Origin of the sequence: Pseudomonas libanensis (genome assembly GCF_001439685.1) — a bacterium.
GTDB classification, from domain to species: domain Bacteria; phylum Pseudomonadota; class Gammaproteobacteria; order Pseudomonadales; family Pseudomonadaceae; genus Aquipseudomonas; species Aquipseudomonas libanensis.
Map to the genome: position 1 here is coordinate 121,452 of NZ_JYLH01000014.1, position 26,607 is coordinate 148,058.

The 26,607-nt window shown below is 61.3% G+C and carries 20 protein-coding genes; 13 read left to right on the forward strand and 7 right to left on the reverse strand.

Annotated features, from left to right (window positions below):
* The first annotated feature begins 43 nt into the window (after window positions 1-43).
* The 5 genes from TU73_RS21170 to TU73_RS21190 all read left to right on the forward strand — a co-directional run bounded on the left by TU73_RS21170 (window position 44) and on the right by TU73_RS21190 (window position 6,592).
* Complete coding sequence (locus tag TU73_RS21170) at window positions 44-2,197, forward strand: DUF1631 domain-containing protein (protein ID WP_057013851.1); 2,154 nt, start codon at window positions 44-46, stop codon at window positions 2,195-2,197.
* A 61-nt stretch (window positions 2,198-2,258) separates the two neighbouring features.
* Window positions 2,259-2,819, forward strand: coding sequence for a 1,6-anhydro-N-acetylmuramyl-L-alanine amidase AmpD (gene ampD / locus TU73_RS21175; RefSeq protein ID WP_057013852.1), 561 nt, complete (start codon window positions 2,259-2,261; stop codon window positions 2,817-2,819).
* Window positions 2,819-3,655, forward strand: a complete 837-nt coding sequence (gene ampE / locus TU73_RS21180) for a regulatory signaling modulator protein AmpE (protein ID WP_057013853.1) — start codon at window positions 2,819-2,821, stop codon at window positions 3,653-3,655. Before ampD ends, ampE begins: the two co-directional genes overlap by 1 nt.
* A gap of 1,678 nt (window positions 3,656-5,333) precedes the next feature.
* On the forward strand, window positions 5,334-6,038 hold the full coding sequence (locus tag TU73_RS29665; protein ID WP_415840065.1) for a methyl-accepting chemotaxis protein: 705 nt from the start codon (window positions 5,334-5,336) through the stop codon (window positions 6,036-6,038).
* A 125-nt stretch (window positions 6,039-6,163) separates the two neighbouring features.
* Entirely contained in the window at window positions 6,164-6,592 is a 429-nt protein-coding gene (locus TU73_RS21190) for a hypothetical protein (RefSeq protein WP_057013855.1), read from the forward strand.
* Here the strand turns inward: TU73_RS21190 and TU73_RS21195 are convergent.
* Together TU73_RS21195 and cra are read right to left on the reverse strand one after the other, a co-directional pair.
* Entirely contained in the window at window positions 6,539-7,315 is a 777-nt protein-coding gene (locus TU73_RS21195) for a TatD family hydrolase (protein ID WP_057013856.1), read from the reverse strand. The two genes, TU73_RS21190 and TU73_RS21195, sit on opposite strands and share 54 nt — an antisense overlap.
* A gap of 2 nt (window positions 7,316-7,317) precedes the next feature.
* Window positions 7,318-8,313: a catabolite repressor/activator gene (cra, locus tag TU73_RS21200; protein ID WP_057013857.1), complete on the reverse strand. Its 996-nt coding sequence runs from the start codon at window positions 8,311-8,313 to the stop codon at window positions 7,318-7,320.
* A gap of 293 nt (window positions 8,314-8,606) precedes the next feature.
* Between cra and ptsP the strand changes: the two genes are divergently transcribed.
* From ptsP to TU73_RS21220, 4 genes are all read left to right on the forward strand, one after another.
* Window positions 8,607-11,465: a phosphoenolpyruvate--protein phosphotransferase gene (gene ptsP / locus TU73_RS21205; protein WP_057013858.1), complete on the forward strand. Its 2,859-nt coding sequence runs from the start codon at window positions 8,607-8,609 to the stop codon at window positions 11,463-11,465.
* Window positions 11,466-12,386, forward strand: coding sequence for a 1-phosphofructokinase (pfkB, locus tag TU73_RS21210; RefSeq protein WP_057013859.1), 921 nt, complete (start codon window positions 11,466-11,468; stop codon window positions 12,384-12,386).
* Window positions 12,387-12,397: 11 nt separating this feature from the next.
* The gene (locus TU73_RS21215; RefSeq protein WP_057013860.1) at window positions 12,398-14,116 is read left to right on the forward strand and encodes a PTS fructose-like transporter subunit IIB; all 1,719 of its coding nucleotides are present in this window, start codon (window positions 12,398-12,400) and stop codon (window positions 14,114-14,116) included.
* A 131-nt stretch (window positions 14,117-14,247) separates the two neighbouring features.
* Window positions 14,248-15,789 (forward strand): alkaline phosphatase D family protein, encoded by a 1,542-nt coding sequence (locus TU73_RS21220; RefSeq protein WP_057013861.1) that lies wholly within the window; start codon window positions 14,248-14,250, stop codon window positions 15,787-15,789.
* Window positions 15,790-15,847: 58 nt separating this feature from the next.
* Here the strand turns inward: TU73_RS21220 and TU73_RS21225 are convergent, their stop codons facing one another.
* Together TU73_RS21225 and TU73_RS21230 are read right to left on the reverse strand one after the other, a co-directional pair.
* Entirely contained in the window at window positions 15,848-18,373 is a 2,526-nt protein-coding gene (locus tag TU73_RS21225; protein ID WP_057013862.1) for a PepSY domain-containing protein, read from the reverse strand.
* Window positions 18,374-18,509: 136 nt separating this feature from the next.
* Window positions 18,510-20,795, reverse strand: a complete 2,286-nt coding sequence (locus TU73_RS21230) for a TonB-dependent receptor (RefSeq protein WP_057013863.1) — start codon at window positions 20,793-20,795, stop codon at window positions 18,510-18,512.
* A gap of 205 nt (window positions 20,796-21,000) precedes the next feature.
* Between TU73_RS21230 and TU73_RS21235 the strand changes: the two genes are divergently transcribed.
* The 4 genes from TU73_RS21235 (at window position 21,001) to TU73_RS28580 (ending at window position 23,127) form a co-directional block, all read left to right on the forward strand.
* Window positions 21,001-21,681, forward strand: coding sequence for a Fe2+-dependent dioxygenase (locus tag TU73_RS21235; protein WP_043048515.1), 681 nt, complete (start codon window positions 21,001-21,003; stop codon window positions 21,679-21,681).
* A 2-nt stretch (window positions 21,682-21,683) separates the two neighbouring features.
* Window positions 21,684-22,442, forward strand: a complete 759-nt coding sequence (locus TU73_RS21240) for a tetratricopeptide repeat protein (protein ID WP_057013864.1) — start codon at window positions 21,684-21,686, stop codon at window positions 22,440-22,442.
* A gap of 143 nt (window positions 22,443-22,585) precedes the next feature.
* Window positions 22,586-22,852, forward strand: a complete 267-nt coding sequence (locus tag TU73_RS21245) for a CopG family ribbon-helix-helix protein (RefSeq protein WP_057013865.1) — start codon at window positions 22,586-22,588, stop codon at window positions 22,850-22,852.
* Complete coding sequence (locus tag TU73_RS28580; protein WP_082642647.1) at window positions 22,852-23,127, forward strand: type II toxin-antitoxin system RelE/ParE family toxin; 276 nt, start codon at window positions 22,852-22,854, stop codon at window positions 23,125-23,127. Before TU73_RS21245 ends, TU73_RS28580 begins: the two co-directional genes overlap by 1 nt.
* Window positions 23,128-23,190: 63 nt before the next feature.
* Here TU73_RS28580 and TU73_RS21250 read toward each other — a convergent pair whose 3' ends face one another.
* The 3 genes from TU73_RS21250 to TU73_RS21260 all read right to left on the reverse strand — a co-directional run bounded on the left by TU73_RS21250 (window position 23,191) and on the right by TU73_RS21260 (window position 26,606).
* Window positions 23,191-24,354 carry a type III PLP-dependent enzyme gene (locus TU73_RS21250; RefSeq protein WP_057013866.1) on the reverse strand — a complete coding sequence of 388 codons (1,164 nt, stop codon included), beginning with the start codon at window positions 24,352-24,354 and terminating at the stop codon, window positions 23,191-23,193.
* 444 nt (window positions 24,355-24,798) lie between these two features.
* Window positions 24,799-25,956, reverse strand: coding sequence for an osmoprotectant ABC transporter ATP-binding protein OsmV (locus TU73_RS21255; RefSeq protein ID WP_057013867.1), 1,158 nt, complete (start codon window positions 25,954-25,956; stop codon window positions 24,799-24,801).
* Window positions 25,953-26,606, reverse strand: a complete 654-nt coding sequence (locus TU73_RS21260; protein ID WP_034118069.1) for an ABC transporter permease — start codon at window positions 26,604-26,606, stop codon at window positions 25,953-25,955. The genes TU73_RS21255 and TU73_RS21260 overlap by 4 nt, the downstream gene beginning before the upstream one ends.
* Between the last annotated feature and the right edge of the window lies 1 nt (window position 26,607).

Sequence of the window (26,607 nt, forward strand, 5' to 3'; positions counted from 1 at the left end):
CCGTTCTTTCCCCCTCTCAACACCGCCGTTTCAGGAGGCCAGGATGCACAATGACGGAAAGGTGGTGCCTTTCAACAGGGCACAGGCCACGCCATCGCCGCTCGCGCGCCTGCCGGTGGTGGTGCTGCAGGTGCGTGACAAGGCCGCGCAACAGTTGCAACAGGGTTTGCAGGAGTTGTTCGATAACGCCGACGACACCCTGTTCGAAATGGCTGACAAGGCGCGTAGCACCGTCGATCATCATATTTTCTTCGAGGCCATGCGCGACCTGCGCCTCAAGCGCAAGAACTTCGAGCGCGTATTCATGGAGCAGCTGTTCGTCGCCTTTGCCGATCTGGGCCTGGCCGGGCGCGGCGACATGCACTTGGTGCCGGTGGTGTCTTACGAAGGCGCGTCCGGTACAAGCGCGGACGAGGCGGAAAAAGCCGTGGCCCTGGAAGCGATGCTCAGTCGAGTACGGCATCGCGATGGGTTGGCACTGGGGCAGTTGAGTGCGCGGTTCAGTGAATTGCTTGGCAGGCGCCTGGATGACCATGAGAACCCACTGGGGCCGGCCTTGCTTTGCGAGTTCTTCCTGCAGGCCGGGCGCAGCCTGGGGGTGGAGATCCGGGTCAAGCTGATCATGCTCAAGCTGTTTGAAAAATATGTGCTCAGCGACGCTGATCTGCTGTACGCCGAGGCCAATCAGCTACTGGTCGCCACTGGGGTACTGCCCCAACTCAAGGCCGTTCCGTCCCGTCGTCCCGGCGCGCCTGCGGCCCGTGAACAGCACCACGCCAGCCAGTCGATCGCCGAGCCGCCGTTCGAGCCAAGCGGACAAGAGGCCTTCAGTGCCTTGCAAAAATGGCTGGTGGCCGTGCGTGGCAGCGTAGCGCCGACCCTCGAGGCCAGTACCGAGCCGCAACCCATTGCCACCCGCGACCTGCTGCGCCTGCTGTCGCATTTGCAACAGTACGTCCCGGAGCCCGACGCCGACGCCGATTTCGACCTGCGCAACCAGCTTGAGCAGCTACTGACTCGGGTCAGCGTCAAGAGTGGCAGGTCGCGGGTGCTGGAAGAGGCTGACGAAGATGTAATCAACCTGGTTGCCTTGCTGTTTGAGTTCATTCTCGATGACCGCGGCGTGCCGGTTGCTTTCAAGGGCTTGATTGCCCGCTTGCAGATTCCGATGCTGAAAGTCGCGGTGCTGGACAAAAGCCTGTTCAGCTGCGCGAACCATCCGGTGCGACGCTTGCTCAATGAAATCGCAAACGCCGTCATGGGATGGAGCCCGCCCGGGGACAACCCGCGCGACTACCTCTACCTGCGTATCGAGCAGGTCGTACAGCGGCTACTGAATGAGTTTGTCGAAGATACGGCAATTTTTTCCCAGCTACTGGCGCAGTTCAGCGCGTTTACCGCCGATGAGCGCGGGCGTAGTGAGTTGCTGGAGCGGCACACCCATGAAGCCGAGCAAGAGCGCCTGCATACCGAGGCTGCTCGCCAGCGTGTGGCGCAGGTGCTCAATCGGCGGCTACTGGGTAAAGTCTTGCCGCAGTTTGTGCTGCAGTTTCTGCAGCGAGCCTGGAGCCAGGTGCTGGTCTTGACCGCGCTCAAGCACGGTGAACAATCCCTGCAATGGCAAACGGCGCTGCGCACCATGGATGAGCTGATCTGGAGCGTTGGCCTGCAGAAAGACACCGAAGCAGGCCGGCGTTTGCTCGAACAATTACCCGGGCTGCTCAAGGCGTTGCGTGACGGCCTGACCAGCGCGGCGTTCGATTCGTTCAGCACCCGTGAGTTTTTCCAGCAGTTGCAGGCCATGCATGTGCAGTCGTCAGAGGGCGAGGGCGTCGATGTGCTGGTCGAAGTCCGCGAGCCTTTCGTCTTCAGCCCGAGTTTGCCGCCACCCCACGAGCCTCTGCCCGATGATGATTCCGATCTGCTCAAGGTCCAGCAGTTGCGTATAGGCACCTGGATCGAGCTGCAGCAAAACGACGCCGCCATCCTGCGCTGCAAGTTGACGGCAATCATGCCGCCTGCCAGTACCTATGTTTTTGTCAGTCGCACAGGGCTCAAGGTCCTGGAGCAAACCGCCGGGCAGTTAGCCCTGGCCTTCAAGCGTGGCGCGCTGCGCACGCTGGATAATGGCTTGCTGTTCGAACGTGCGCTGGCTGCGGTGGTGGGTAACCTGCGTCAACTCAATCGCGGCAAGTGATCGCAACCGCAGGGCGGAACGCGGCATACTGGTAACACTTCGTCTCATTCAAGGAGCCTGTATGCAGTTGGACCACGCCAGCGGTTGGTGCCAGGGCATTCGTCACTGCCCTTCGCCCAACTTCAACGAGCGCCCGGAAGGCGAAATCTCGCTGTTGGTGGTGCACAACATCAGCTTGCCGCCGGCGCAGTTCGCCACTGGCAAGGTGCAGGAGTTTTTCCAGAATCGCCTGAATATCTCGGAACATCCCTACTTTGAGGGGATTGCACACCTACGTGTATCTGCGCATTTTCTGATTGAGCGTGACGGCATTGTGACGCAATTTGTTTCTTGTCGGGAACGAGCCTGGCATGCAGGTGTTTCCAGCTTCGAGGGCCGCGAAGTGTGCAACGATTTCTCCCTGGGGATCGAGCTGGAGGGCACTGACGAACTGCCATTTACCGATGCCCAGTACAGGTCGCTTATCGACCTGACACGCCAGCTGCTGGCGGCCTACCCGAAGATTACCCAACAACGTATTTGTGGTCATAGCGACATCGCTCCGGGACGCAAAACCGACCCGGGCCCCGCTTTTGATTGGACGCGCTTTCGTAGCGCCCTGCAGGATGGAGGACACGAATAATGAGTTTCCTGGTGTTGGTGCTGGCGGTCTGGATCGAGAAGTTCTCGGCCTTGCGCCTGCGGCTGCAGCGCGACGGCGGATGGCTGCGTGAGCTGGCCAGGCTGGAGTCGAGCCCGCGCATGGGCAAGCGCCCCTGGCTGATCCTGCTGATCATGGTGCTGCTGCCCGTGGCGTTGCTGGCGCTGTTGCTGCTGGTACTGGAGCCCGTGGCCTATGGCCTGCTGGCATTGCCGGTGCACTTGTTGGTGGTGATCTACAGCCTGGGCCGTGGTGATCTGTTGGCAGGGCTGGGACCGTTTCGTGACGCCTGGCGGCGCGGTGACCTGCAAGCTGCCGAACACGTGGCCGAGCGCGATCTGAATCTTGGCGCGGACAGTGGCGAGCAATTACTGGAGCGCGTTCAGGGCTACTTGCTGTGGCAGGCGTATCAGAGCTTTTTCGCGGTGATTTTCTGGTATTTCCTGCTGGGCCCAGTGGCCGCCTTGGCCTACCGCCTGTTGGCCCTGGCCAGCGAACATAGCCAGAACCCCTTGGTGACCGAGCGTGCCACGCAATTGCGCCACGCGTTTGACTGGCTGCCGGTACGCCTGCTGGCGGCGAGTTTTGCCTTGGTGGGCAATTTCGTCGGGGTCAGCCGTGTGATGCTCCACGAACTGCTGAGCTGGGACATCAGCGCTGCACAGCTGATGGAAAAAGTCGGGCTGGCCGCTGCCGAAATTCCGCCGCCGGTGGTGGGTGCCGATGGCATCAACAGTCTGGATCGCCTGTGGGAGCTGCTGCTGCGTGCAGCGGTGCTGTGGTATGCCGGTTTTGCCATCTGGACTGTATTGCCCTAAACATTGTGGGAGGGGGCTTGCCCCCGATGGCGGCTAAACCGGCATCCCTGCCGGTTTACCCCCCAAATCCCTGTCGAATTCCGGCCAGCGTGGTTTAACGGGGCGCCTCAGATCAAAAGCAAGATCACGAGCGGCTCGCTGCGCATCGTGGTTACCGTCGGCTGCTACACGATTGTTTAGATACCCATGGCTATCGGGGGCAAGCCCCCTCCCACATTGGGGCTCCGGACACGCCGTTAACCTTACGTTACAAAACTCCCTTTCAAATTGAGCTATACAGACAGAGCGCTAAATAGTGGCTATCTGCCGTCGCCCTGCGCCTCAATAAAAATAAAAGAAGGGGAGGTCACCTGTGAAGAGCTTGCTCTATCCCGCCGTCGCGCTGATGAACCGCCTGAGCTTCGGCATGAAGTTCAGCCTGATCAGCGTGCTATTCCTGCTGCCGATGCTGGCGACCAACTATTACCTGGTGCGTGATTCCTGGCGCGAATTCCAGGGCACTCGCATCGAACTCCAGAGCCTTGACCTGCTTGGCAGCAGCCTGGTGTTGCGTCGCGACCTGGAAACCCTCAACAACCAGGTGCAGATCAACGCCACGCTTGGCCAGTCCGGCAAGGCCGCCGACCTTGAGGCGAGGATCAGCGCCCTGGAGCAGAGTGTGCTGGACCGCTTGCAAGCCTTCAGCGCCGTGGCGACCCAGCCCGAGCACGTCACCGTTTTTGAAAGCAAGCGCGACGAGTTGATCGCCGCGTTCAAGGCGCAGCAACAGGAAAGTTCGTTGCTCAACAAAACGGCGCTGATCGGCAAATTACTTAACCAGGCCCAGATGCTCAGCCAGATTATTGCCAGCCAGGCCGGCTTGAGCCGTGACGCGCAAAGTGATCTACGCCAACTCTCCGACCTGGTCACCACCGTCACCCCGCAAGTCACCCAGGCCCTCGGGGAGGGGCGTGCGATGGGCGCGTACTCCCTGGGCCAAGGCTTTATCAATTCTGCTTCCAGCACACGCTTTGACGAACTGCTGCAGCAGTTGGAAAAACTCCAGGGCGAATATGGCTTGAAACTGCAGGACGCGCTGGGCGCCAGCCATGCTGCACACGCTACCCTTGACACCCTGGCGCAAGCCAGTCAGGCCAGCCTCAAGCAAGGCAGCGAATTGTTCGAAGAACAGGTGGTGATGGCCGAGACCCTCGACACATCGTGGCAGGTGTTTTACGACAGCGTCAGCCAACTGATGGTCAAGACATATCAACTGGATGACGCCACCTTGGCGTTCATCGGGCAGCAACTGGAGCAACGCCTGGCACAAAACCGACTGCACATGGTGCTGCTGGTCGCGGCCCTGGCGGCTGTATTTGCGCTGATTTTCTACTTATATGCAGGCTTCTTCGTTTCCACCCGTACCACCTTGCGTCGCCTGGGGGCAATGATGGACAAAGTGGCGGCAGGTGACATGACGGTCACCTTCGTTGCCCAAAGCCGCGATGAGCTCGGGGACTTGGGCCAGGTGTTCAATGGCACCGTGGCCAAGATCCACGACTTGATCGAGCGCGTCGGGCATACGGTCAGCCAGGTCGAGCTGCAGGCCGGACAGGTCCAGGCGGTTTCGGCACAGAGTAACCAGGCGGTGTCTGGCCAGCGCAGCCAGATCGAACAAGTGGCGACGGCGATGAACCAAATGTCGGCCACTGCCCAGGAGGTGGCGCGTAGCGCGGCGGCGGCAGTCAACAGCGCCCAGAGCGTCAATGATGAAACCGTCAGTGGGCGAGCGCTGGTGCAATCACAGCAAGGCGGTATCGCACGCCTGGCTACGGAGCTTGATGAGTCGGTGCGGGTAATCAACCAGTTGGCCGCCGACAGCCAGGACATCAGCAGGGTTTTGGAAGTGATCAAGAGCATTGCCGAGCAGACCAACTTGTTGGCGCTCAACGCGGCCATCGAAGCCGCCCGGGCCGGTGAACAGGGCCGAGGTTTTGCCGTGGTGGCCGACGAGGTGCGCACCCTGGCCCGACGCACCCAGCACTCCACCGAAGAAATCGAGCAAATGATCAGCCGCTTGCACAGTGGCGTCGGCGCGGCGGTGAAGGCCATGGGCAGCAGCCATGAAATGGCGAGTGGCACGGTGGGGCAGTCGGAAAAAGTCCAGCAAGCCCTGGAGAATATCCTCGGCGCCGTAGGGATGATCGTTGACCAGAACCAGCAGATTGCCGCTGCCGTAGAGCAGCAAACGGCGGTCGCCCAAGACATCGACCAGAATATTGTCGAAATCAATCGCGCTGGGGAGCATGCGGCGCAAGGCGCCCAACAGACCGAAGCGGCCAGCCGGCAATTGTCGGCGCAGGTCATTGAGTTGAAGCAATTGATCGGTGCGTTTCGAGTGTAGGAATTTTCTGTGGGATTGAGCTTCGGATTGCGTGGCGCATATCCTGATTTGTCGGACTGTGTTTTATCGCAGCGTGGTTAGGTGAGAATTTATTTCATCCGTCACGGTCACGAGGAGACACGACGATGGCCGCTGCATTCGGCATCAAGGGGCATTGCGCCCAGTGCGACATGACGTTTGAACTCAAGCCTTGGCAATTGAACGCCATTGCCGTTGAGATACCTTTTGACTGTACGTATTGCCACTGCGGCTTGCAGCTGTGTTGCCTCAAGCAGTTACGTCAGTTTCGCGCCCTCGACCAGTGGGCGTTGGTGCGGCCGGGCATGATCATGCTGACGTGCGCGACCTTGGTGGTGGCCCTGGTCGCAGAGTGGTTGGGGCTGCTCAGCATGATTGCGCAGTTCAACCTTTCACTGGCTACGGTGTTGATTCATTTCCTGGTCGTGCGCTACGCCCGTCATCGACAGAGGATGACCTTGGAGTTGCAGGTCATCAGCCCGCTACCAGTTGAACAACTCACACGCATTGCGTGTGCTCGTCTCAGCCAGCAATGAAGGGCTGATTGCCATGCGCTGCGCCAGGGCGACGCAGATGTCCGGCAGGTGCTGCGGGCTGTTGCGCTGGTTGGGATACATGGCCGGGGCCATATCCGGCGAATCGGTTTCCAGCACAACAGCGTCAAGGGGCAACTGGGCAAGCACCTTGTGCATGCGCAGGGCCTGGGGCCAGGTGGCGGCGCCGCCCAGGCCAAGTTTGAAACCGAGCTTGATGTACTCGCGGGCCTCCTCGGCGCTGCCGGCGAACGCATGGATGATCCCGCCCCGTGGCAGGCGGATGCGCTTGAGGGTGGCAATCACGGCGGCGTGGCTGCGGCGTACATGCAGCAAGGCCGGCAGTTGGAAATCCACCGCAAGTTTCAGCTGGGCCTCAAACAGGCTTTGCTGCTGCTCGCGGTCCAGTTGCTCAAGAAAGTAATCCAGGCCGATTTCGCCCACCGCGCACAGTTGCCGGTGGCCGTGCAGGCGCGTCAACCATTCACCCAGCTCCAGCAGGTCGCCGGGGCGATGTTCGTCGAGATACACCGGGTGCATGCCGAAGGCCGCGAACAAGTCGTCGTCCTCCTGTACCAAATCCCACAGCCGCTGCCAATTTTTCTGGTATACGCCCAACACCACCATGCGCCGTACGCCAAGTTGACGACTATGGGCGAGGACTTGCGAGCGGTCGTGGTCGAAATCCGCGAAGTCCAGGTGGGTGTGGGTGTCGATCAGCTCCACGCTCAGGCCTCGTGAATACGCTGCTTGAAGGTTCGGCCAATGGCGTGCACGCCCGGTTGATACTGTTCTTCCTCAATGGCGGCCAGGGCCAGGCGCAGGGCGGTCTCGGCGATCAACTGGTGTTGCTGGGCCATGGCGTTGACCGGCAGTGGCAGGAAATCCAGCAGTTGGGTATCGCCGAAGGTGCCCAGGCGCAGGGGGCGCGACCTGAGGGGGAAGTCATGCAGTGCGTCGAACACGCCTTGCAGCAGTACGTAGGATGTCGTCGCCAGCGCGTCGGGCAAATGGCCCAGGCGTTGCAGCAGTTGTTCCATCAACTGTCGGCCGCAGTCACGGCTGAAGGCTTCGCCCTGTTCGATGATCACTTCGCCGGTGAAGCCTTGCAGCGCTTCACGGAAGCCTGCTGTACGCTCCTGGCTGATGCTCAACTCGGGGCGTGCGCCGATCAGCGCGATTTGCTTGGGAAGCGATTGCAGCAGGCTGCTGGTGAGTTGCTGGCAGGCCTGGCGGTCATCACTGACCACCGAGCAGAATTGACTTGGCTCCATGACCCGGTCGATGGCGATCACCGGCAACCCCTTGGCTTGCAGCTCGCGATAGCTGTCATCCGAGGCTGGCAGGCAACTGGCGACGAACAACGCATCGCAACGCCGCGCACGGAACAGTTGCAGCAGTTGGCGTTCGCTGGCGGCTTCGTCATCGGAACTGGCAATCAGCAACTGGTAGCCCCGCGCCCGTGCACCTTGTTCCAGCAGCTTGGCGATGCGTGCGTAACTGGGGTTTTCCAGGTCGGGCAGGATGAACCCCAGAGTGCGCGTGTGCCGGCTGCGCAGCCCGGCGGCTTGGGGATTGGGCGTAAAGCCATGGGCCTGGACCACGGCGCGCACACGCTCAACGGTTGCATTGCTGATGCGTTGCTGTTCGGCCTTGCCATTGATGACATAGCTGGCGGTGGTCACGGACACACCGGCCAGACGTGCGATATCACTGAGTTTCAATCCGGGATTTCCTTGTTTTTTAGCGCGTGCCCCGACATTTTGTCCAATCGTAACCGATTCCAGCCTATGACCAATGTCCCAGAGCAAGCGCCGAGCGGCCCTTCTAGCTTGCGCAATTAACGCGTAATCTGCCATAAATTCTAGATTAAACGTTTCAGCAGGCGTATTTTTACGATGTTCGCCACTGAGTGACCACTGCCAATTGACCACTCAGTCAGTTATTTTTGAACGTCTCGCGCTGATTAATTCAAAACAATACCTAGTGCGCACATCGCACTAACTAGGAGAACGGCATGCTTGAGCTCACCGTAGAGCAGATATCCATGGGCCAGGTGGCTGTGGATAAGTCTGCTGCCTTGCACCTGCTCGCTGACAAATTGGTGGCCGACGGCCTGGTTGCCGAGGGTTATCTCAGTGGCTTGCAAGCCCGTGAGGCCCAAGGTTCGACTTTTCTCGGCCAGGGCATCGCCATTCCCCACGGCACGCCAGAAACCCGCGACCAGGTATTTTCCACCGGTGTGCGCCTGCTGCAGTTCCCCGAAGGGGTGGACTGGGGCGACGGCCAGGTGGTCTACCTGGCGATTGGCATCGCGGCTAAATCCGACGAGCACCTGCGGCTGCTGCAACTGCTGACCCGCGCCCTCGGTGAAACCGATTTGGGCCAGGCACTACGTCGGGCCGGCAGCGCCGAAGCCTTGTTGAAGCTGTTGCAAGGCGCGCCCCAGGAGCTGGCGCTGGATGCGCAGATGATCAGCCTGGGCGTGTCTGCCGATGATTTTGAAGAGTTGGTATGGCGCGGCGCAAGGCTGCTGCGCCAGGCCGACTGCGTGAGCAATGGTTTTGCAGCAGTGCTGCAACAAGTTGACGCGCTGCCCCTGGGCGATGGCTTGTGGTGGTTGCACAGCGAGCAGACGGTCAAGCGCCCGGGCCTGGCGTTTGTCACGCCGGACAAACCCATGCGCTACCTCGGCCAGCCCCTGCACGGCCTGTTCTGCCTGGCGAGCCTCGGTGAAGCCCACCAAGCCCTGCTTGAACGCCTGTGTGCCTTGTTGATTGAAGGGCGCGGCCAGGAACTGGGGCGTGCCACCAGCAGCCGTGCGGTGCTGGAAGTGCTGGGCGGCGAACTGCCTGCGGACTGGCCCAGCGCCCGCATTACCCTGGCCAACGCCCATGGCCTGCATGCGCGCCCGGCGAAGATCCTCGCGCAATTGGCGAAGAGTTTCGATGGCGATATCCGTGTGCGTATCATCGATGGCCCGGTGGGCGCCGTGTCGGTCAAAAGCTTGAGCAAGTTGCTCAGCCTTGGTGCGCGTCGCGGCCAGGTACTGGAATTCGTTGCCGAGCCGACGATTGCCGGCGACGCATTGCCCGCGCTGTTGGCCGCGATCGAAGAGGGCCTTGGCGAAGACGTCGAGCCATTGCCGAGCGTAAGCGCCCAACCTGCCCAGGTCGATGTCGAGCCGGTACTCAGCGCGCCGCTCAGTGGTAGCCAGCTCCAGGCCATCGCCGCCGCGCCGGGCATCGCCATCGGCCCGGCCCATATCCAGATTCCACAACTGTTTGATTACCCCCTGCGCGGTGAGTCTGCCGCGATTGAGCGCCAGCGCCTGCACACGGCCTTGAACGAGGTGCGCCAGGATATCCAGGGCCTGATCGAACGCAGCCTGGCCAAGGCCATCCGCGAGATTTTCATCACCCACCAGGAAATGCTCGACGACCCGGAACTGACCGACGAAGTCGACACCCGCCTCAAGCAGGGCGAAAGCGCCGAAGCCGCCTGGATGAGCGTGATCGAGGCTGCCGCCAAACAGCAGGAAGCGTTGCAGGACGCCCTGCTGGCCGAGCGCGCCGCCGACCTGCGCGATATCGGCCGTCGAGTGCTGGCGCAGCTGTGCGGTGTCGAAACCGTCCAGGAGCCCAGCGAGCCCTACATCCTGGTGATGGATGAAGTCGGCCCTTCGGACGTGGCGCGCCTGGACCCGGCCCGCGTCGCCGGTATCCTTACCGCTCGCGGCGGTGCCACCGCCCACAGCGCCATCGTCGCTCGCGCCCTGGGCATTCCTGCCTTGGTCGGCGCAGGCGCTGCGGTGTTGTTGCTGAACGCCGGCACACCGCTGTTGCTCGACGGCCAGCGCGGTCGCCTGCATGTCGACCCGGACGCCGCCACCCTGCAACGGGCCGTGGCCGAGCGCGATACCCGCGAGCAACGCTTGCAGGCGGCGTCGGCCCAACGCCACGAACCGGCGCTGACCCGTGACGGTCACGCCGTGGAAGTGTTCGCCAATATCGGCGAAAGCGCCGGGGTGGCCAGTGCGGTGGAGCAGGGCGCCGAAGGCATTGGCCTGCTGCGCACCGAACTGATTTTCATGGCCCATCCCCAAGCGCCGGACGAAGCCACCCAGGAGGCCGAATACCGTCGCGTGCTCGACGGCCTCGACGGGCGCCCGCTGGTAGTGCGCACCCTCGATGTGGGCGGCGATAAGCCTTTGCCGTATTGGCCTATCGCCGAAGAGGAAAACCCCTTTCTTGGCGTACGCGGCATTCGCCTGACCTTGCAGCGCCCCAAGATCATGGAAGCGCAACTGCGTGCGCTGCTGCGTTCGGCGGATAACCGGCCGTTGCGCATCATGTTTCCCATGGTCGGCAGCGTGGATGAATGGCGCGCAGCCCGGGACATGACCGAGCGCCTGCGCCTGGAAATCCCGGTGGCTGATTTGCAATTGGGCATCATGATTGAAGTACCGTCAGCCGCCTTGCTGGCGCCGGTGCTGGCCAAGGAAGTGGACTTCTTCAGCGTCGGCACCAATGACCTGACCCAGTACACCCTGGCCATCGACCGTGGTCACCCGACCCTGTCAGCCCAGGCCGACGGCCTGCACCCGGCGGTGTTGCAACTGATCGACATCACCGTGCGCGCCGCCCATGCCCACGGCAAATGGGTCGGCGTCTGCGGCGAGTTGGCGGCGGACCCATTGGCCGTGCCGGTGCTGGTCGGCCTGGGTGTGGATGAGTTGAGTGTGTCGGCCCGCAGCATTCCTGAAGTGAAGGCGCGGGTGCGTGAATTCAGTCTGAGCGAGGCCCAGGGCCTGGCGCAACAGGCACTGGCGGTGGGTTCGCCTGCCGAGGTGCGTGCCCTTGTGGAGGCCGTGTAAATGGCGAAGATTCTGACCCTGACGCTGAACCCGGCGTTGGACCTCACGGTGCGCCTGGCGCGCCTGGAACCGGGTGCAGTCAATCGCAGTGAAGCGATGCTCACCCATGCAGCGGGCAAGGGCGTGAACGTGGCGCAAGTGCTGGCGGACCTGGGCCATGACGTCAGCGTTGGCGGGTTTCTTGGTGAGGCGAACCCCCAGGCTTTCGATGCGCTGATCAGCCGCCGTGGATTTGGCGATGCGTTCGTTCGCGTGCCCGGCGAAACCCGCAGCAATATCAAGATTGCCGAGCAGGATGGGCGGGTCACCGACATCAATGCGCCGGGACCGCTGGTGAGTGAAGAGGCGCAGAACGCACTGCTCGAGAGGGTCGCAATGATTGGCCCGCAATTCGACGCGGTGGTGGTGGCCGGCAGCTTGCCGCGCGGCGTCAGCCCACAGTGGTTTCAAGGGCTGTTGCAGCAGTTGAAAGGCCTCGGTTTGAAAGTCGCCCTGGACACCAGTGGAGAAGCGTTGCGCACCGGTTTGCAGGCCGGGCCGTGGCTGGTCAAGCCCAATACCGAAGAGCTGGCCGAAGCCTTGGATAATGCCACCGATGCCATCAGCCAACTGCATCAGCAGGGCGTCGAACATGTGGTGGTCTCCGACGGCGCTGCGGGTGTGACCTGGTACCGCCCAGGTGCAGCGCTGCACGCCACGCCGCCCAAGGTGACGGTGGCCAGCACCGTGGGCGCCGGCGACTCGCTGTTGGCCGGCATGCTTCACGGCTTGCTCAGCGACGAAGCAGCCGAACAGACCCTGCGCCGTGCCACGGCGATTGCCGCGATGGCGGTAACGCAGATCGGCTTTGGCATCAGCGATGACGCGCAGTTGGCGCACCTTGAAAGCGGCGTCGATGTACGCGTCCTGACAAAACAATAAGAGGGTTTGTGATGAAGTTAGCCATTGTTACCGCCTGCCCCAACGGCATGGTCACCAGTGTGCTGTGCGCCCGCTTGTTGGACGCCGCCGCCCAGCGCATGGGCTTGCACACCAGTGTCGAAGTCGTCGACGTGCAGCGCCCGGAGCGCCAGTTGTCCCAGGCCACCCTCGATGACGCTGAATGGGTGTTGTTGGTCAGCAGCACGCCGGTGGACATGCAGCGTTTTGTCGGCAAGCGCGTGTTCCAGACCACGCCGGCCCAGGCGCTGGCGGATGTCGAGGCCGTATTGCGCCGCGGCGCCGAAGAAGCCCAGGTGTATGTCGCCAACGACGCCCCGCTGGCCGCGAAGCATGCGCCGCGTATCGTCGCAATTACCGCCTGCCCGACGGGCGTGGCCCACACCTTCATGGCCGCCGAAGCGTTGCAGCAGGCCGCCAAGCGCCTGGGTTATGACTTGCAGGTCGAGACCCAGGGCTCGGTGGGCGCCCGCACGCCGTTGAGCCCGGAAGCCATCGCCAATGCCGACGTGGTGTTGCTGGCGGCCGATATCGAAGTCGCTACCGAGCGTTTTGCCGGCAAGAAGATCTACCGCTGTGGCACCGGTATTGCCCTCAAGCAATCCGAAGCCATCCTCAACAAGGCCCTGGCCGAAGGCGCAGTGGAAAGCGCAGCCAGCGGCGCGCCGGCCAAATCGGAGAAAACCGGCGTCTACAAACACTTGCTCACCGGCGTGTCGTACATGTTGCCGATGGTGGTGGCGGGGGGCTTGCTGATCGCCTTGTCATTCGTGTTCGGCATCCATGCGTTCGAGCAGCCGGGCACCTTGGCGGCAGCGCTGAAAAGCGTCGGTGACCAGGCGTTCCTGCTGATGGTGCCCCTGTTGGCGGGCTACATCGCCTATTCGATCGCTGACCGCCCTGGCCTGGCGCCGGGCATGATCGGCGGGTTGCTGGCGGGTACGCTGGGCGCGGGCTTTATCGGCGGCATCCTGGCGGGTTTCGTTGCGGGCTACTGCGTCAAGTTGATCAGCCGTGCGGTACGACTGCCCCAGAGCCTGGAGGCGCTCAAGCCGATCCTGATCATCCCGTTGCTGGCGAGCTTGTTCACCGGTCTGGTGATGATCTACCTGGTCGGCCCGCCGGTCGCCCGGTTGCTGTCCGGCCTGACTGATTTTCTCAGCACCATGGGCACCACCAACGCGGTGCTGCTGGGTATTTTGCTCGGCGGCATGATGTGCGTGGACTTGGGTGGACCGATCAACAAGGCGGCGTATGCGTTTTCCGTCGGCCTGTTGGCGGCGTCGAGTGGTGCGCCGATGGCCGCGACCATGGCTGCCGGCATGGTGCCGCCGATTGGCATGGGCATCGCCACCTTGCTCGCCCGGCGCAAGTTCGCCCAGACCGAACGCGAAGCCGGCAAGGCCGCGATGGTCCTGGGCCTGTGCTTTATCTCCGAAGGCGCGATCCCGTTCGCGGCCAAAGACCCGCTGCGGGTGATCCCGGCCAGCATTGCCGGTGGCGCCTTGACCGGTGCGCTGTCGATGTATTTTGGCTGCAAACTCGCCGCGCCCCACGGCGGCTTGTTTGTGCTGGTGATCCCGAATGCGATGAACCATGCATTGATGTATTTGCTGGCGATTGTGGCGGGCAGTGTGTTGACGGGGTTGGTGTATGCGCTGCTTAAGCGACCGGAAGCTGTGGAGCTGACGGTCACTGCTGCCAAGGGCTGATGAGGTACAAAATGTGGGAGGGGGCTTGCCCCATCCCATATTTGAGTTCTCATTGGCTGTAAGGACGGTGTCATATCTGCTTCATCCCCGCATGCTTTAGTGAGCCTTTTGATACTCAAGAGGGCACCTGCATGAGCCACTTCGATCTCAGCCGTCGCCGTGTGATGCAAGCCGTGGGCGCCGGGCTGTTGTTGCCGGGCCTGGCCCCGGCGGTGATCGCTTCGGTGAAGGACCGGCCGCAACTCACTGACGGAGTGCAGTCCGGCGACCTGCTCGGCGACCGTGCGATGATCTGGAGCCGCAGCGACCGCCCGGCGAAGATGGTGGTGGAGTGGGACACCCGCAGTGTGTTCAGCAACCCGCGCAAGTTTATCTCGGCCCTGGCCGACAGCCGCACCGACTTTACCGCCCGTGTGGAACTCACCGGTTTACCGGTGGACCAGGCGATTTTCTATCGCGTGCATTTCGAAGATGCCCAGACCGGTGTCGCCAGCGAACCCTGGTTCGGCCACTTGCGCAGCGTGCCGCAACAGCGCCGCGACATCCGCTTTGTGTGGAGCGGCGACACCGTCGGCCAAGGCTTCGGTATCAACCCGGACATCGGTGGTATGCGCATCTATGAAGCCATGCGCCTGCGCCTGCCGGACTTCTTTATCCACAGCGGCGACACCATCTACGCCGACGGCCCGGTGCCTGCACAACTGGCCACCGAAGGCGGGCGCATCTGGCGCAACATCACCACCGAGGCCAAAAGCAAAGTCGCCGAGACCCTGGATGAGTATCGCGGCAATTACCGCTACAACCTGCTGGATGAGAACGTGCGCCGCTTCAATGCCGAAGTGCCGCAGATCTGGCAGTGGGACGATCACGAGGTGATTAATAACTGGTCGTCCAGCAAGCAGTTGGACGAGCGTTACCAGACCCGCGATATCAACACCCTTGTCGGTCGCGCTCGCCAGGCCTGGCTGGAGTATTCACCCATGCGGCGGCAGAGTGCCGACGGTGGTGGGCGTATTTATCGCAAGCTCAGTTATGGACCGCTGCTGGATGTATTTGTGCTGGATATGCGCAGCTACCGTGGGCCGAATGACGACAACCTGGGCGGTGAAAAACCCTTTCTCGGTCGCGAACAGCTGGATTGGCTCAAGCGTGAACTCAAGGTGTCGCAAGCGCAGTGGAAGGTGATAGCCGCCGACATGCCCATCGGCCTGGGCGTGCCCGACGGTGAAGTAAGCCCAGGCGTGCCGCGTTGGGAAGCCATCGCCAACGGCGACTCCGGCCCGGCGCAAGGACGCGAGTTGGAGATTGCCGAACTGCTTGGTTTTCTGCATGCGCAAAAGGTACGCAACCATGTGTGGTTGACCGCTGATGTGCACTATTGCGCGGCGCATCACTACCATCCGGACCGGGCGGCGTTCCAGGATTTCGAGCCGTTCTGGGAGTTTGTCGCGGGCCCGTTGAATGCCGGGAGTTTCGGGCCTAATCCGCTGGATAAAACCTTTGGCCCGCAAGTGGTGTTCGAGAAGGCGCCGCCTGCGCAAAACACTTCGCCGTTTGCCGGTTTTCAGTTTTTTGGCGAGGTGCAGATTGACGGGCAGACGGCGGAGTTGACCGTGATTCTGCGGGATCTGGATGGGGTCTCAGTGTTCGAACAAAAGCTGCAACCCGTCTGACCTGGAGTAGATGATCGTTCCCACGCGAAGCGTGGGAACGATCAGGACCAACAAAATCTCAGTACACATCCCGGCGATAGCGGCCCTGTTCAATCAAGCGCTCCACCGCCTCATTGCCCAGGATATCCACCAACGCCTGATCCACCCCCGTCGCCATCCCTTGCAGACTGCCACACACATAAATCGCCGCGCCGTCCGCCAGCCATTTACGCAGCACATCGGCCGATTCGCGCAGGCGGTCCTGTACGTAGATCTTCTCTTCCTGATCCCGGGAAAACGCCAGGTCGAGCAGGGCCAGGTCGCCACTGGCGAGCCAGCCTTGCAGTTCGCCCTGGCACAGGTAGTCATGGGCGATCTGGCGCTCGCCAAACAGCAGCCAGTTGCGCTGCTGGCCAGCGGCGATGCGTGCCTTGAGCAAGCTGCGCAAGCCCGCCAGGCCGGTGCCGTTGCCCAGCAGGATCAGCGGCACCGGCGCATCCGGCAGATGGAAGCCGCTGTTGCGGCGCAGCCGCAGACTGATGCCCGAACCGATGGCCGCGTGTTCCGTCAGCCAGCCTGAGCCGAGGCCCAGGCTTCCATCGGCGTGGCGTTCCTGGCGCACGATCAGCTCCAGCACGCCATCGCTGGTGATCGAGGCGATGGAGTATTCGCGCATGCCCAGGGGCACCAGTGCGTTCACCAGGGCTTGGGCATGCAGGCCGACCAAATGCGTGCGGTTATCCGGCAATTGGCGGGTGGCCAAGGCTTGGTCGAGAGTGTGCGCCAGGCCGTCGATCAGCACGCCATCGCTGCCGGCCAGGCCCAGGCCGTGGAGGAAGTGATCAATGGCCCAGGGGCAGTTGCGCGGCAGGATTTCCACTAGGTCACCGGCCTGCCAGCTTTGCGCCGTGGGCGGCGTGAGGCCCAGCAGATAGACGTCGGCGCCGACGCTGCCAGGGTTGAGCAGGGTGCGTTGGCTCAGTGTCCAGGTTTCATACTGGGCGGGTTGCCAAGCCGCCGCTGGCGCGTGACCGGTGAGTTGTCCGAGTTGCTGTTGCCAGGTCAGCAAGGCCTCAGTGTCGCCGTTGTCGACTTCCACCGGGGCGAACAGGGCGTTACCGCCCTGGTTGGTCAGCCAGAAATGCAGGCGTCGGGCAAAGCCGCAGAAGTGTTCATATTGGCGATCACCCAGGGCCAGTACCGAGTAGTTCAAGCCTTTGAGCGGTAAGTTCTGACCGAGCACGCTGCGCTCAAAACCACGCGCGTTGTCAGGCGCTTCGCCGTCGCCGAAAGTGCTGACCACGAACAACGCATGTTCCGATTGGCTCAAGTCGTCTTGGCTGAGGCTACCCAGGGGCTGCACCTTCACCGGCAGGCCCGCCGCTTGCAACTGGCCAGCCGTTTGCCATGCGAGCTGTTCGGCAAAGCCGCTCTGGCTGGCAAAACCGATCAGCCAGGCCGGCGCATTGCTGTGATTGGCCGTCAGGCCCTTGCGGGCGTCACGTACCTGGCGCTTCTTGCGGCGGCGGTCGAGGTACAGCAGCCATCCGGTGATAAAGAACAACGGCATGAGCAGCGAGCTGACGGTGAGGATGATGCGCCCGGGCAGGCCGAAATAACTGCCGGTGTGCAGCGCATAGACACTGGTCAGTAATTGCGACTTGAGGCTCTTGCTGGCGTAGCGCTCGTGGGATTTGACCTCGCCGGTGGCCGGGTCCAGGTTGATCTGGTTCAGCGCACGGTCATGGGGCGAGTCTTTGAGCAGGTAATACACAGTGGCCGGCTGCCCGGCGACGGCCGGCATGCGGATGTTGTAGGCACTCAGGTCGGGGCCGGCGCTGCTGTAGATGCTGCTCCAGATCGCGTCGTAGTTGGCTACCGGAGCAGGGCCGGCCGGTGGCGGGCCGCGTTTGCGCATGCGCTCGTTTTGCGGCGCGTCGGAGAGCAGTTTGGTCACGCCCTGGTTATACCAGTCGTAGGACCAATACAGCCCGGTCAGCGCCGCCAGCAGGTAAAACAGCAGGCACCAGGTGCCGAATACCGAATGCAGGTCCCAATTGAAACTGCGGCCCTTCTTGCGCCAGTCCAGGGTCAACCATGCGCGCCAGCTTTTTACCTGGCGCGGCCAGCGCAGATACAGGCCGGAAAGGCAGAAAAACACCAGGATCAGGGTGCAGGCGCCAGTGATGTTGCGCCCGGTGTCGCCGATGGCGAGGAAGCGATGCAGTTGCAGGATAAAACCGAACACATCCTGGCCGACGGCGTCGCCCAGGTAGTCGCCGGTGTAGGGGTCGAAGTAACGCATCTGGCCACGGCGCTCTCCCGGCGGCGGGGTGAAGGACACTCGGGCAGCGTTGCCGCTGTCGCTTTCCACCCACAGCATCGCGACGCTCTTGCCTTCGGCGGCCTCCAGCTTGCGCACCAGTTCGGCAGGCGGCAGCACACCGGCCTCGCGCTTCTGTACGCTCAAGACGGTGGGGTTGAGTGCCCGCAGGATTTCATCCTGGAACGAGTACGCCGCCCCGGTGACCCCCATCAAGGCCAGCACCAGCCCGGCAGTGATGCCGAAAAACCAGTGCAACTGGAACAGGGTTTTCTTCAACACGTCGCACCGCCTCGCTCATCTGGATATCTATTTCACGGCGCGCATTATGCCGTGGGTTAACGAGAAAAATTCTGTTTTACACACAAAAGCCCCACGCATCCGATGCGTGGGGCCTTGGGGCAGGCATTGACTGCTTTTAGAAGTGGAAACTGGTGGTCAACAGCGCTGTACGACCGGCCGCCTGGTTGGCGAAGTGCGCCGAGTAGGCCTTGTCGTAGTAGGTCTTGTCGGTAAGGTTCTGCACGTTCAGTTGCAGGTCGACGTTCTTGGTCAGCTTGTAGCTGGCCATGGCGTCATAGCGGGTGTAGGACGGCACGTACACGGTGTTGCCGGCATCGCCATAAACCTCGTCGACGTAGAACGCGCCGCCGCCGACGGTCAGCTTGGGCGTGATGTCGTAGGTGGTCCACAGGCTGAAGGAGTTCTTCGGCGTGTTGGGCATCTGGTTGCCTTTGTTGGAGCCGGCGCTTACCACACCGTTACGCCCGTTGAGGCCGGACTTGACCAACTCGCTGTCCAGGTAGGTGTAGCCGGCGAACACTTGCCAGTGATCGGTGAGCTTGCCGCTGGCCGACAACTCTACGCCATCGACTTGGGACTCGCCGCCGTTCTCGTAGGTGAGGGCGTCCACCAGGATACGTGTGTTTTTCTTCTCGGTACGGAACACGGCAGCGGACAGGGACAGACGATCATGGAACAGATCCCACTTGGTGCCCAGTTCGTAGTTGACGGTTTCTTCAGGCTGCAAGTCGCTTGTGGCGGCACCGGCAGACAATGGGTTACCGTCGGCGCCTTCACCTACCAGGCCACCAGCTGGTGAGGCCGAGGTGGCATAGGAGGCGTAGATGCTGCCGTTTTCCAAAGGCTTCCAGACCAGGCCGGCCTGCCAGTTGAAGAACTGGCTGTCATCCTTGATCTTGGTGCGTCCGGTAGTGGCGTTGGTGTTGGCTTCGGTATCGAAGGTGTCGTAGCGCAGGCCGACGTTCAGCAGCCATTTCGGATCCAGCTCGATGGTGTCGAACACATAGGCGGCGCGGCTGGTGGCCTTGGTGTTGGTGCCGTTGTAGTTGCGCGCGACACTGCCGTTCCAGGCGTCGTCCGGGTTCGGGTTGCTGAGCGAGGTGCACTGGCCGCCCACGCCGCCCTTGGCCGGGTTGCACACCGGGTTGGCATTGGGGCTGACGGTGTAGCCGCTGACGCGGGTTTCTTCGCCGGTGAATTCCAGGCCGGTGGAGTAGCTGTGCTTGAAGCCCAGGGCCTGGAAGCTGCCGAACAGGTCGGTCTGGTTGGTGGTCGTGGTGGTCGTGGACACGCGGCTGTTAGCGCGACGCCATACGGTGCCGAATTTGTTGACGTTGAGTTTGCTGTCATCCGGTTGGGTCAGCACATAGTCCTGGCCGGTGCTGCCGTGACGCAGGGTGTTTTTCAAGGTCATGTTGTCGTTCAGGTCGTGCTCGATAGAGAACGTACTGATATCAGCGCGAGTCTTACGGAAGTCGCGGCTTTTCAAACCGTAGAAATTGTTGCTGTCGCCGCCATCGGTGGGCTTGTCGTGCACGTGGGCAGTAGCAGTCGACGAACCATAGCCATAGGGAATCCCCGAATCCGGCAGGTCATCGCTTTCCATATGGTAGTAGCTGAGGTTCACGCGGGTTGGCGTGCCCAGGCCAAAGGTCAACGACGGTGCCACGCCCCAGCGGTCGTAATTCACCGCATCGCGGCCGGCAACGTTTTGTTCGTGGCTCATCAGGTTCAGGCGGAAGGCGGCGCTGTCGTCGAGGAACTGGCGGTTGACGTCGAGCACGTAGCGGCGGGTCTGGTCGGAACCGTAGGTGAAGCCGCCGTTGGTGAAGTCCCGCGCTTGTGGGGTCTTGCTCACCAGGTTGAGGCTGCCACCGGCCGAGCCACGGCCGCCGAACGAGGAGTTCGGGCCTTTGCTGACCTCGATCGACTCGATGTCGAAGATCTCGCGGCTCTGGCCGCCGGTATCGCGCACGCCATCCAGGTAGGTGTCGCCCTGGGCGTCAAAGCCGCGGATAAACGGACGGTCGCCCTGGGGGTTGCCACCTTCACCGGCACCAAAGGTAATGCCCGGTACGGTGCGCAAGGCATCCTGCAACGAGGTAGCGGCAGTGTCCTTGAGTACTTGTTGCGGCACCACGGTGACCGAGCGCGGTGTGTCCACCAATGGTGCGGTGTATTTCTGAGAAGAGGCTTTTTCCACCTGATAAGAGGTGTTGTCCTGCTCCTGGCCGGTGATATTGGTGGCGCCAAGGGAGATAGGGTTGCGCTCGCCTTTCTGCTCGGTGTTTTCCGCCGCCTGCGCCAGGTGGGCAGCAGAGCTGGCACTCAAGGCTACACCGATGGCCGAGGCCAGCATGCGTGGTGAACTGGCTGGTGTTTTTATAAGAATGCGCGACATGACGTGTCCCTTCCCCAAGGATGTGAGGCCGCGGAATATAGGGCCAACAAGACTTTGTATCAATTGCGAGGTATTGCTATTCGCATCGAATTTACATTCTTTACACTTTTTTCTTACGGTTTTTGCAATCTCGTTCGTCTCCGGGTTTTACAGGGTAGATAAGAATCAATACTATTGGCGCCTCTCTGATTGCAGGTATTGCCTCATGTTGCTGCACATTCCCGGCCTGTTTTCTCGCGAGGAGGTGCTGCGCATTCGCCAGGCTCTGGAAGAGACCGAGTGGGCCGACGGCAAAATCACTGCCGGGCATCAGTCCGCCAAGGCCAAGCACAACCTGCAATTGCCCGAAGGCCACCCGTTGGCCAAGGAAATCGGCGCGGCCATGCTGGAACGGTTGTGGAGCAACCCATTGTTCATGTCGGCAGCGCTGCCGCACAAAGTCTTCCCGCCGCTGCTCAACTGCTACACCGCCGGCGGCAGTTTCGACTTTCATATCGACAACGCCGTACGCCAACCCAAAGGCAGCCCTGAACGTGTGCGTACCGATCTGTCGTCCACGCTGTTCTTCAGCGACCCGGACGAATACGACGGCGGCGAACTGGAAATCCAGGACACCTTCGGCCTGCAGCGGGTCAAGCTGCCCGCCGGCGATATGGTGCTGTACCCGGGCTCCAGCCTGCACAAGGTCAACGCCGTCACCCGTGGCGCCCGCTATGCTTCGTTCTTCTGGACCCAAAGCCTGGTGCGCGAAGACAGCCAGCGCACCCTGCTGTTCGAAATGGACGGCGCGATCCAGCAACTGACCCGCGACGTTCCTGACCACCCGGCACTGATCCAGCTCACCGGCACCTACCACAACCTGCTGCGCCGCTGGGTCGAGGTCTGAACATGGGCTTTTTATTGCGTCGCCAGGAAGTGCTCAACGTCGAGCAATTGCAGTCCATGCTCGATGATTCCCCGGTGCGCGCCGCCCAGGCGATCCTGATCGCAGCCAGGGAAGGCGTGGTCGACGCCCAGGCGTTGCTCGGGCAGATCCTGCTGGAAGGGCGCGGCATCGCACGCGATGAGGCGCTGGCACTGCGCTGGTTCCAGATTGCGGCGCAGGGCGGGCACTGGATGGCGCGCAATATGACCGGGCGCTGCCTGGAGCATGGCTGGGGCTGTGCCGTCGATGAAGCAGCGGCAGCCCGGGAATATCGGCTGGCAGCCGAAGGGGGGTTGGATTGGGGCCAGTACAACTACGCTAACCTTTTGGCGACCGGCCGCGGCGTTATGCAAGACCAGGCCCAAGCGCTGACGTTTTATCGCCAGGCCGCAGGGCAGGGCCACGCCAAGTCGATGAACCTGGTGGGGCGTTATCTGGAAGACGGCCAGCATTGCCCCAGGGATCTGGAAGCGGCCATTGAGTGGTACCGGCGCTCCGCCGAAGCCGGGGATTTTCGGGGGCAGTTCAGCTATGCGGCGGTGCTGGCGGACAGAGGCCAGATCGACGCTGCGCTGGAATGGCTACGCAAGGCGCTGGAAGGCGGGAATCTCAAGTTCCTGCGAACGGCGCACAAGGCGCTAACGCTGGCCAATGACCCGCAGATTCGCGCCATGGCCGAGGCTTATCAAGAGCACGCGGACCAATTGGAGAAAACGCTGTAGGAACCCGTTTCTACACATTCACGTGTTCCGGTTTGGCGATGAACGGCAAGGACCAAAGGTTGAAGCTCTGGCTTAAGTCACTATGATTAAGCTTGAATCATTTTTAATCGCTTGCTTGTCATTTGTCCGCAAAGAGAGTTTTCATGGGTGCCGAAACCAAAGTAATGACAGCTCATATACCCACTGCCCTTGCTCAGAAAGTTGACCAGATGGCCGCGCGAATGGATCGCTCACGCGGATGGGTGGTGAAACAGGCCCTCGCTGATTGGGTCGATCAAGAAGAAGAGCGCAGCCGGCTGACGCTTGAGGCTATGGCAGATGTAGATGCGGGGCGCGTGATCGATCACCAGGCAGTGCTGGCCTGGGCAGATAGCCTGAGCACCGATTCGCCGCTACCGGTACCGCGCTGATGGAGCTGAGGTGGACAAGTAAAGCCTTATCCGACCTGGCTCGATTATATGACTTCCTCTCTGTTGTAAACCGCGAAGCTGCCGCCCGCATCGTGCAGTCACTGTCTCAAGCGCCTGACACGCTGCACGGTAATCCGCGCATCGGTGAGAGAATTGAAGAGTTTTCACCGCGCGACGTAAGAAGACTTTTAGTCGGCCATTACGAAATGCGCTACGAAATTCAACAGTCGACACTCTATATTCTACGGTTGTGGCACGTTCGCGAAGATCGATGAGGGCGCGTACCACAGACAAAAAAAAGCCCATGAAACGTCATGGGCTTTTTAGTTATAACCGTCTTACACGTAGAACGATTTCAACGGCGGAAACCCATTGAACTCAACTGCGCTGTAGCTGGTGGTGTAGGCACCAGTCGACAACCAGTACAAACGATCACCAATCGCCAGGTTCAACGGCAAACCGTACTTGTAGTTCTCGTACATGATATCGGCGCTGTCGCAGGTGGGGCCGGCGATGACCACTTCTTCCATTTCGCCTTTCTTCTCGGTCCAGATCGGGAACTTGATGGCTTCGTCCATGGTTTCGATCAGGCCGGAGAACTTGCCCACGTCGGTGTACACCCAACGCTCGACGGCGGTGCGCGATTTACGTGCAACCAGTACCACTTCACTGACCAGGATGCCGGCGTTGGCGATCAACGAACGGCCTGGCTCCAGGATGATTTCCGGCAGGTCGTCGCCGAAATCTTCCTTGAGGAAACGGATGATTTCTTCGGCGTAGGTTTCCAGGCTGTTGGTGCGAGTGATGTAGTTGGCCGGGAAGCCGCCGCCCATGTTGATCAGCTTCAGCTCGATGCCATCTTCTTCTTTCAAACGTTCGAAGATCACCTTGACCTTGGCGATGGCCGCGTCCCACACGCTAATGTCGCGCTGTTGCGAACCGACGTGGAACGAGATGCCGTAAGGCACCAGGCCCAGGTCGCGGGCGAGGATCAGCAGGTCCATGGCCATGTCGGTCTGGCAGCCGAATTTGCGCGACAACGGCCAGTCGGCAGTGGTCGAGCCTTCGGTGAGGATGCGCACATACACTTTCGATCCCGGCGCGGCCTTGGCGATGTTGCGCAGGTCGGCTTCGGAGTCGGTGGAGAACAGGCGCACGCCCTTCTCATAGAAGTAACGGATGTCCCTGGATTTCTTGATGGTGTTGCCGTAGCTGATACGGTCGGCGCTGACGCCGCGGTCCATGACCTTGTCCAGCTCGTAGATCGAGGCGATGTCGAAGCTCGAACCCTTGTCTTTCAACAGGTCGATGATCTCGACGGCCGGGTTGGCCTTGACCGCGTAATACACCTTGGCGAATTCGAAACCGGCGCGCAGGTCATCGTAGGCCTGGCTGATCATCGCGGTGTCGATCACCACGAACGGGGTTTCTTGCTTGTCGGCGAACGCCTTCATTTTGTCAAAAGTGGCGCGCGCGAAATAGTCTTCGACGTTGATCGACATGCTGGGGGACTCCTAGGGGCAAACTATATTAATCAATGGGTACAACTGAACGTCCTCCGTATCCCCACTTTGGTTCGCCTACTTCCCAAGGCATGTCGCCGAAAGCAAAAAGGCCATGGGATAAGCTTCCCTTGGCCTTGCTGTCTCGTCGTCAGTACTTGAGCCGGATGGATCGTTTCCAGCATGGACGTTCGGCGCGAACTTTAGGGCTTGGCGGGCGTGGGATCAACTAAAAATGTCGCGTTTTTGCACGCGTTCGTCGTGCGGCCGCGTGCAGCTACTTATGTAACCGACCGGTGTGACGGATTGATGTTCCCCGGATGGGGCCAATCAGATGGATTTGCGGTGTATTCATCGCAGGCAAGCCAGCTCCCACAGGGGAGTGCATTCCAACATATGAATGCAGTCAAATGTGGGAGCTGGCTTGCCTGCGATAGCGATCTATCAGGCCAAAGCAGTCTCGGCAGGCGACACGATGCTGGTCTTGCCACCACGGGACTTGCCAGAGCTCAAGTACTCGGCAATCGACTCCTGGGTCACTTCCCCAAGGAACACCCGCTCCGCATCCATCACCGGCAACCACGAACGGTTGAACTCGTACATGCGCGACAGCAGGATGCGCAAGTGTTCGTCATACGCTGCCGTGGCGTTGAACTCGCGCAGGTACTGGCCGCAGGTACCGGTCTGACGGTGCAGGTCGCGACGTCGTACATAACCCAGCGCCTTGTTCTCGGCACAGGTGACTACCACGTAGCGACGGTCCAGTTCGTCCATCAGTTCCAGCGCTTCGGCCACCGGCGTTTCCGGGCTCACCGACGGGGCGTTGTCCGCCGCGTCTTCGGCCTTCACCAACAGCAGGCGCTTGAGCGTACTGTCCTGGCCCACGAAGTTGCTGACGAATTCGTCCGCCGGGTGCGCCAGGAGCGTGTCCGGATGGTCGATCTGCAGCAGCTTGCCGGCGCGGAAGATGGCGATCTTGTCACCCAGCTTGATCGCTTCGTCGATGTCGTGGCTGACCATGATCACGGTCTTGTTCAACGCGCGCTGCATCTCGAAGAACTCGTTCTGGATCATCTCGCGGTTGATCGGGTCGACCGCGCCGAACGGCTCATCCATCAGCAGCAGCGGCGCATCGGCCGCCAGGGCACGGATCACACCGATGCGCTGTTGCTGGCCGCCGGACAGCTCACGCGGGTAGCGATGCAGGTACTGCTTGGGCTCCAGCTTGATCATGCTCATCAACTCGCGGGCGCGGTCGTGGCATTTTTGCTTGTCCCAACCCAGCAGCTTGGGCACCACCACAATGTTCTCTTCGATGGTCATGTTGGGGAACAGGCCGATCTGCTGGATCACATAGCCGATGTTGCGGCGCAGGGTCACTTCGTCCAGGTCGGTGGTGTCTTCGCCATTGATCAGGATCTTGCCCGAGCTGGGCTTGATCAGGCGGTTGATCATTTTCAACGTGGTGCTCTTGCCGCAGCCCGAGGGCCCCAGGAATACGCAAATCTCGCCTTCGTTGACGGTCAGGCTTACATCGTTGACGGCGGTGATGGTCTTGCCGTTGCTTTGAAAAGTCTTGGACAGGTTTTGAAGTTCGATCATTTGAGCAATCCTTTTGGAGTCAGCGAGCGTTGCAGCCATTGCAGGAGCAGGTCGGCGAAGATGGCCAGGAGGCTGACCAGCACGGCGCCGACAATCAGCATCGACATATCGCTGCGGCTGATGGAAGCCAGAATAAGTACACCCAGGCCACCGGCGCCGATGGTGGCGGCGATGGTCATCACGCCGATGTTCATCACCACGGCGGTGCGCACCCCGGCGAGGATCACCGGCACGGCGATAGGCAGCTCGACCATGCGCAGGCGCTGGCCGAAGGTCATGCCGATGCCGCGTGCGGCTTCGCGAATGCCTGGCTCAACGCCGGTCAGTGCGAGGTAGGTATTACGCATAATCGGCAGCAGGGAGTAGAGGAACACGGCGGTAATCGCCGGCATCGGCCCCAGGCCCTGGCCGAACTTGGAGTAGAAGGGCAGCAGCAGGCCGAACAGGGCGATGGACGGCACCGTCAGCAGTACCGTGGCGCTGGCTTGCAAAGGGCCGGCCAGGGTCGGGAAACGGGTCATCAGCACGCCCAGGGGCACGCCGACGACAATCGCCAGGATCACTGCGATGCCGACCAGGGTGATGTGCTGCCAGGTCAGGTGCAGGACTTGGGCCCAATCAAGATGGGAAAAGGCGTTCAGGAATTCCATG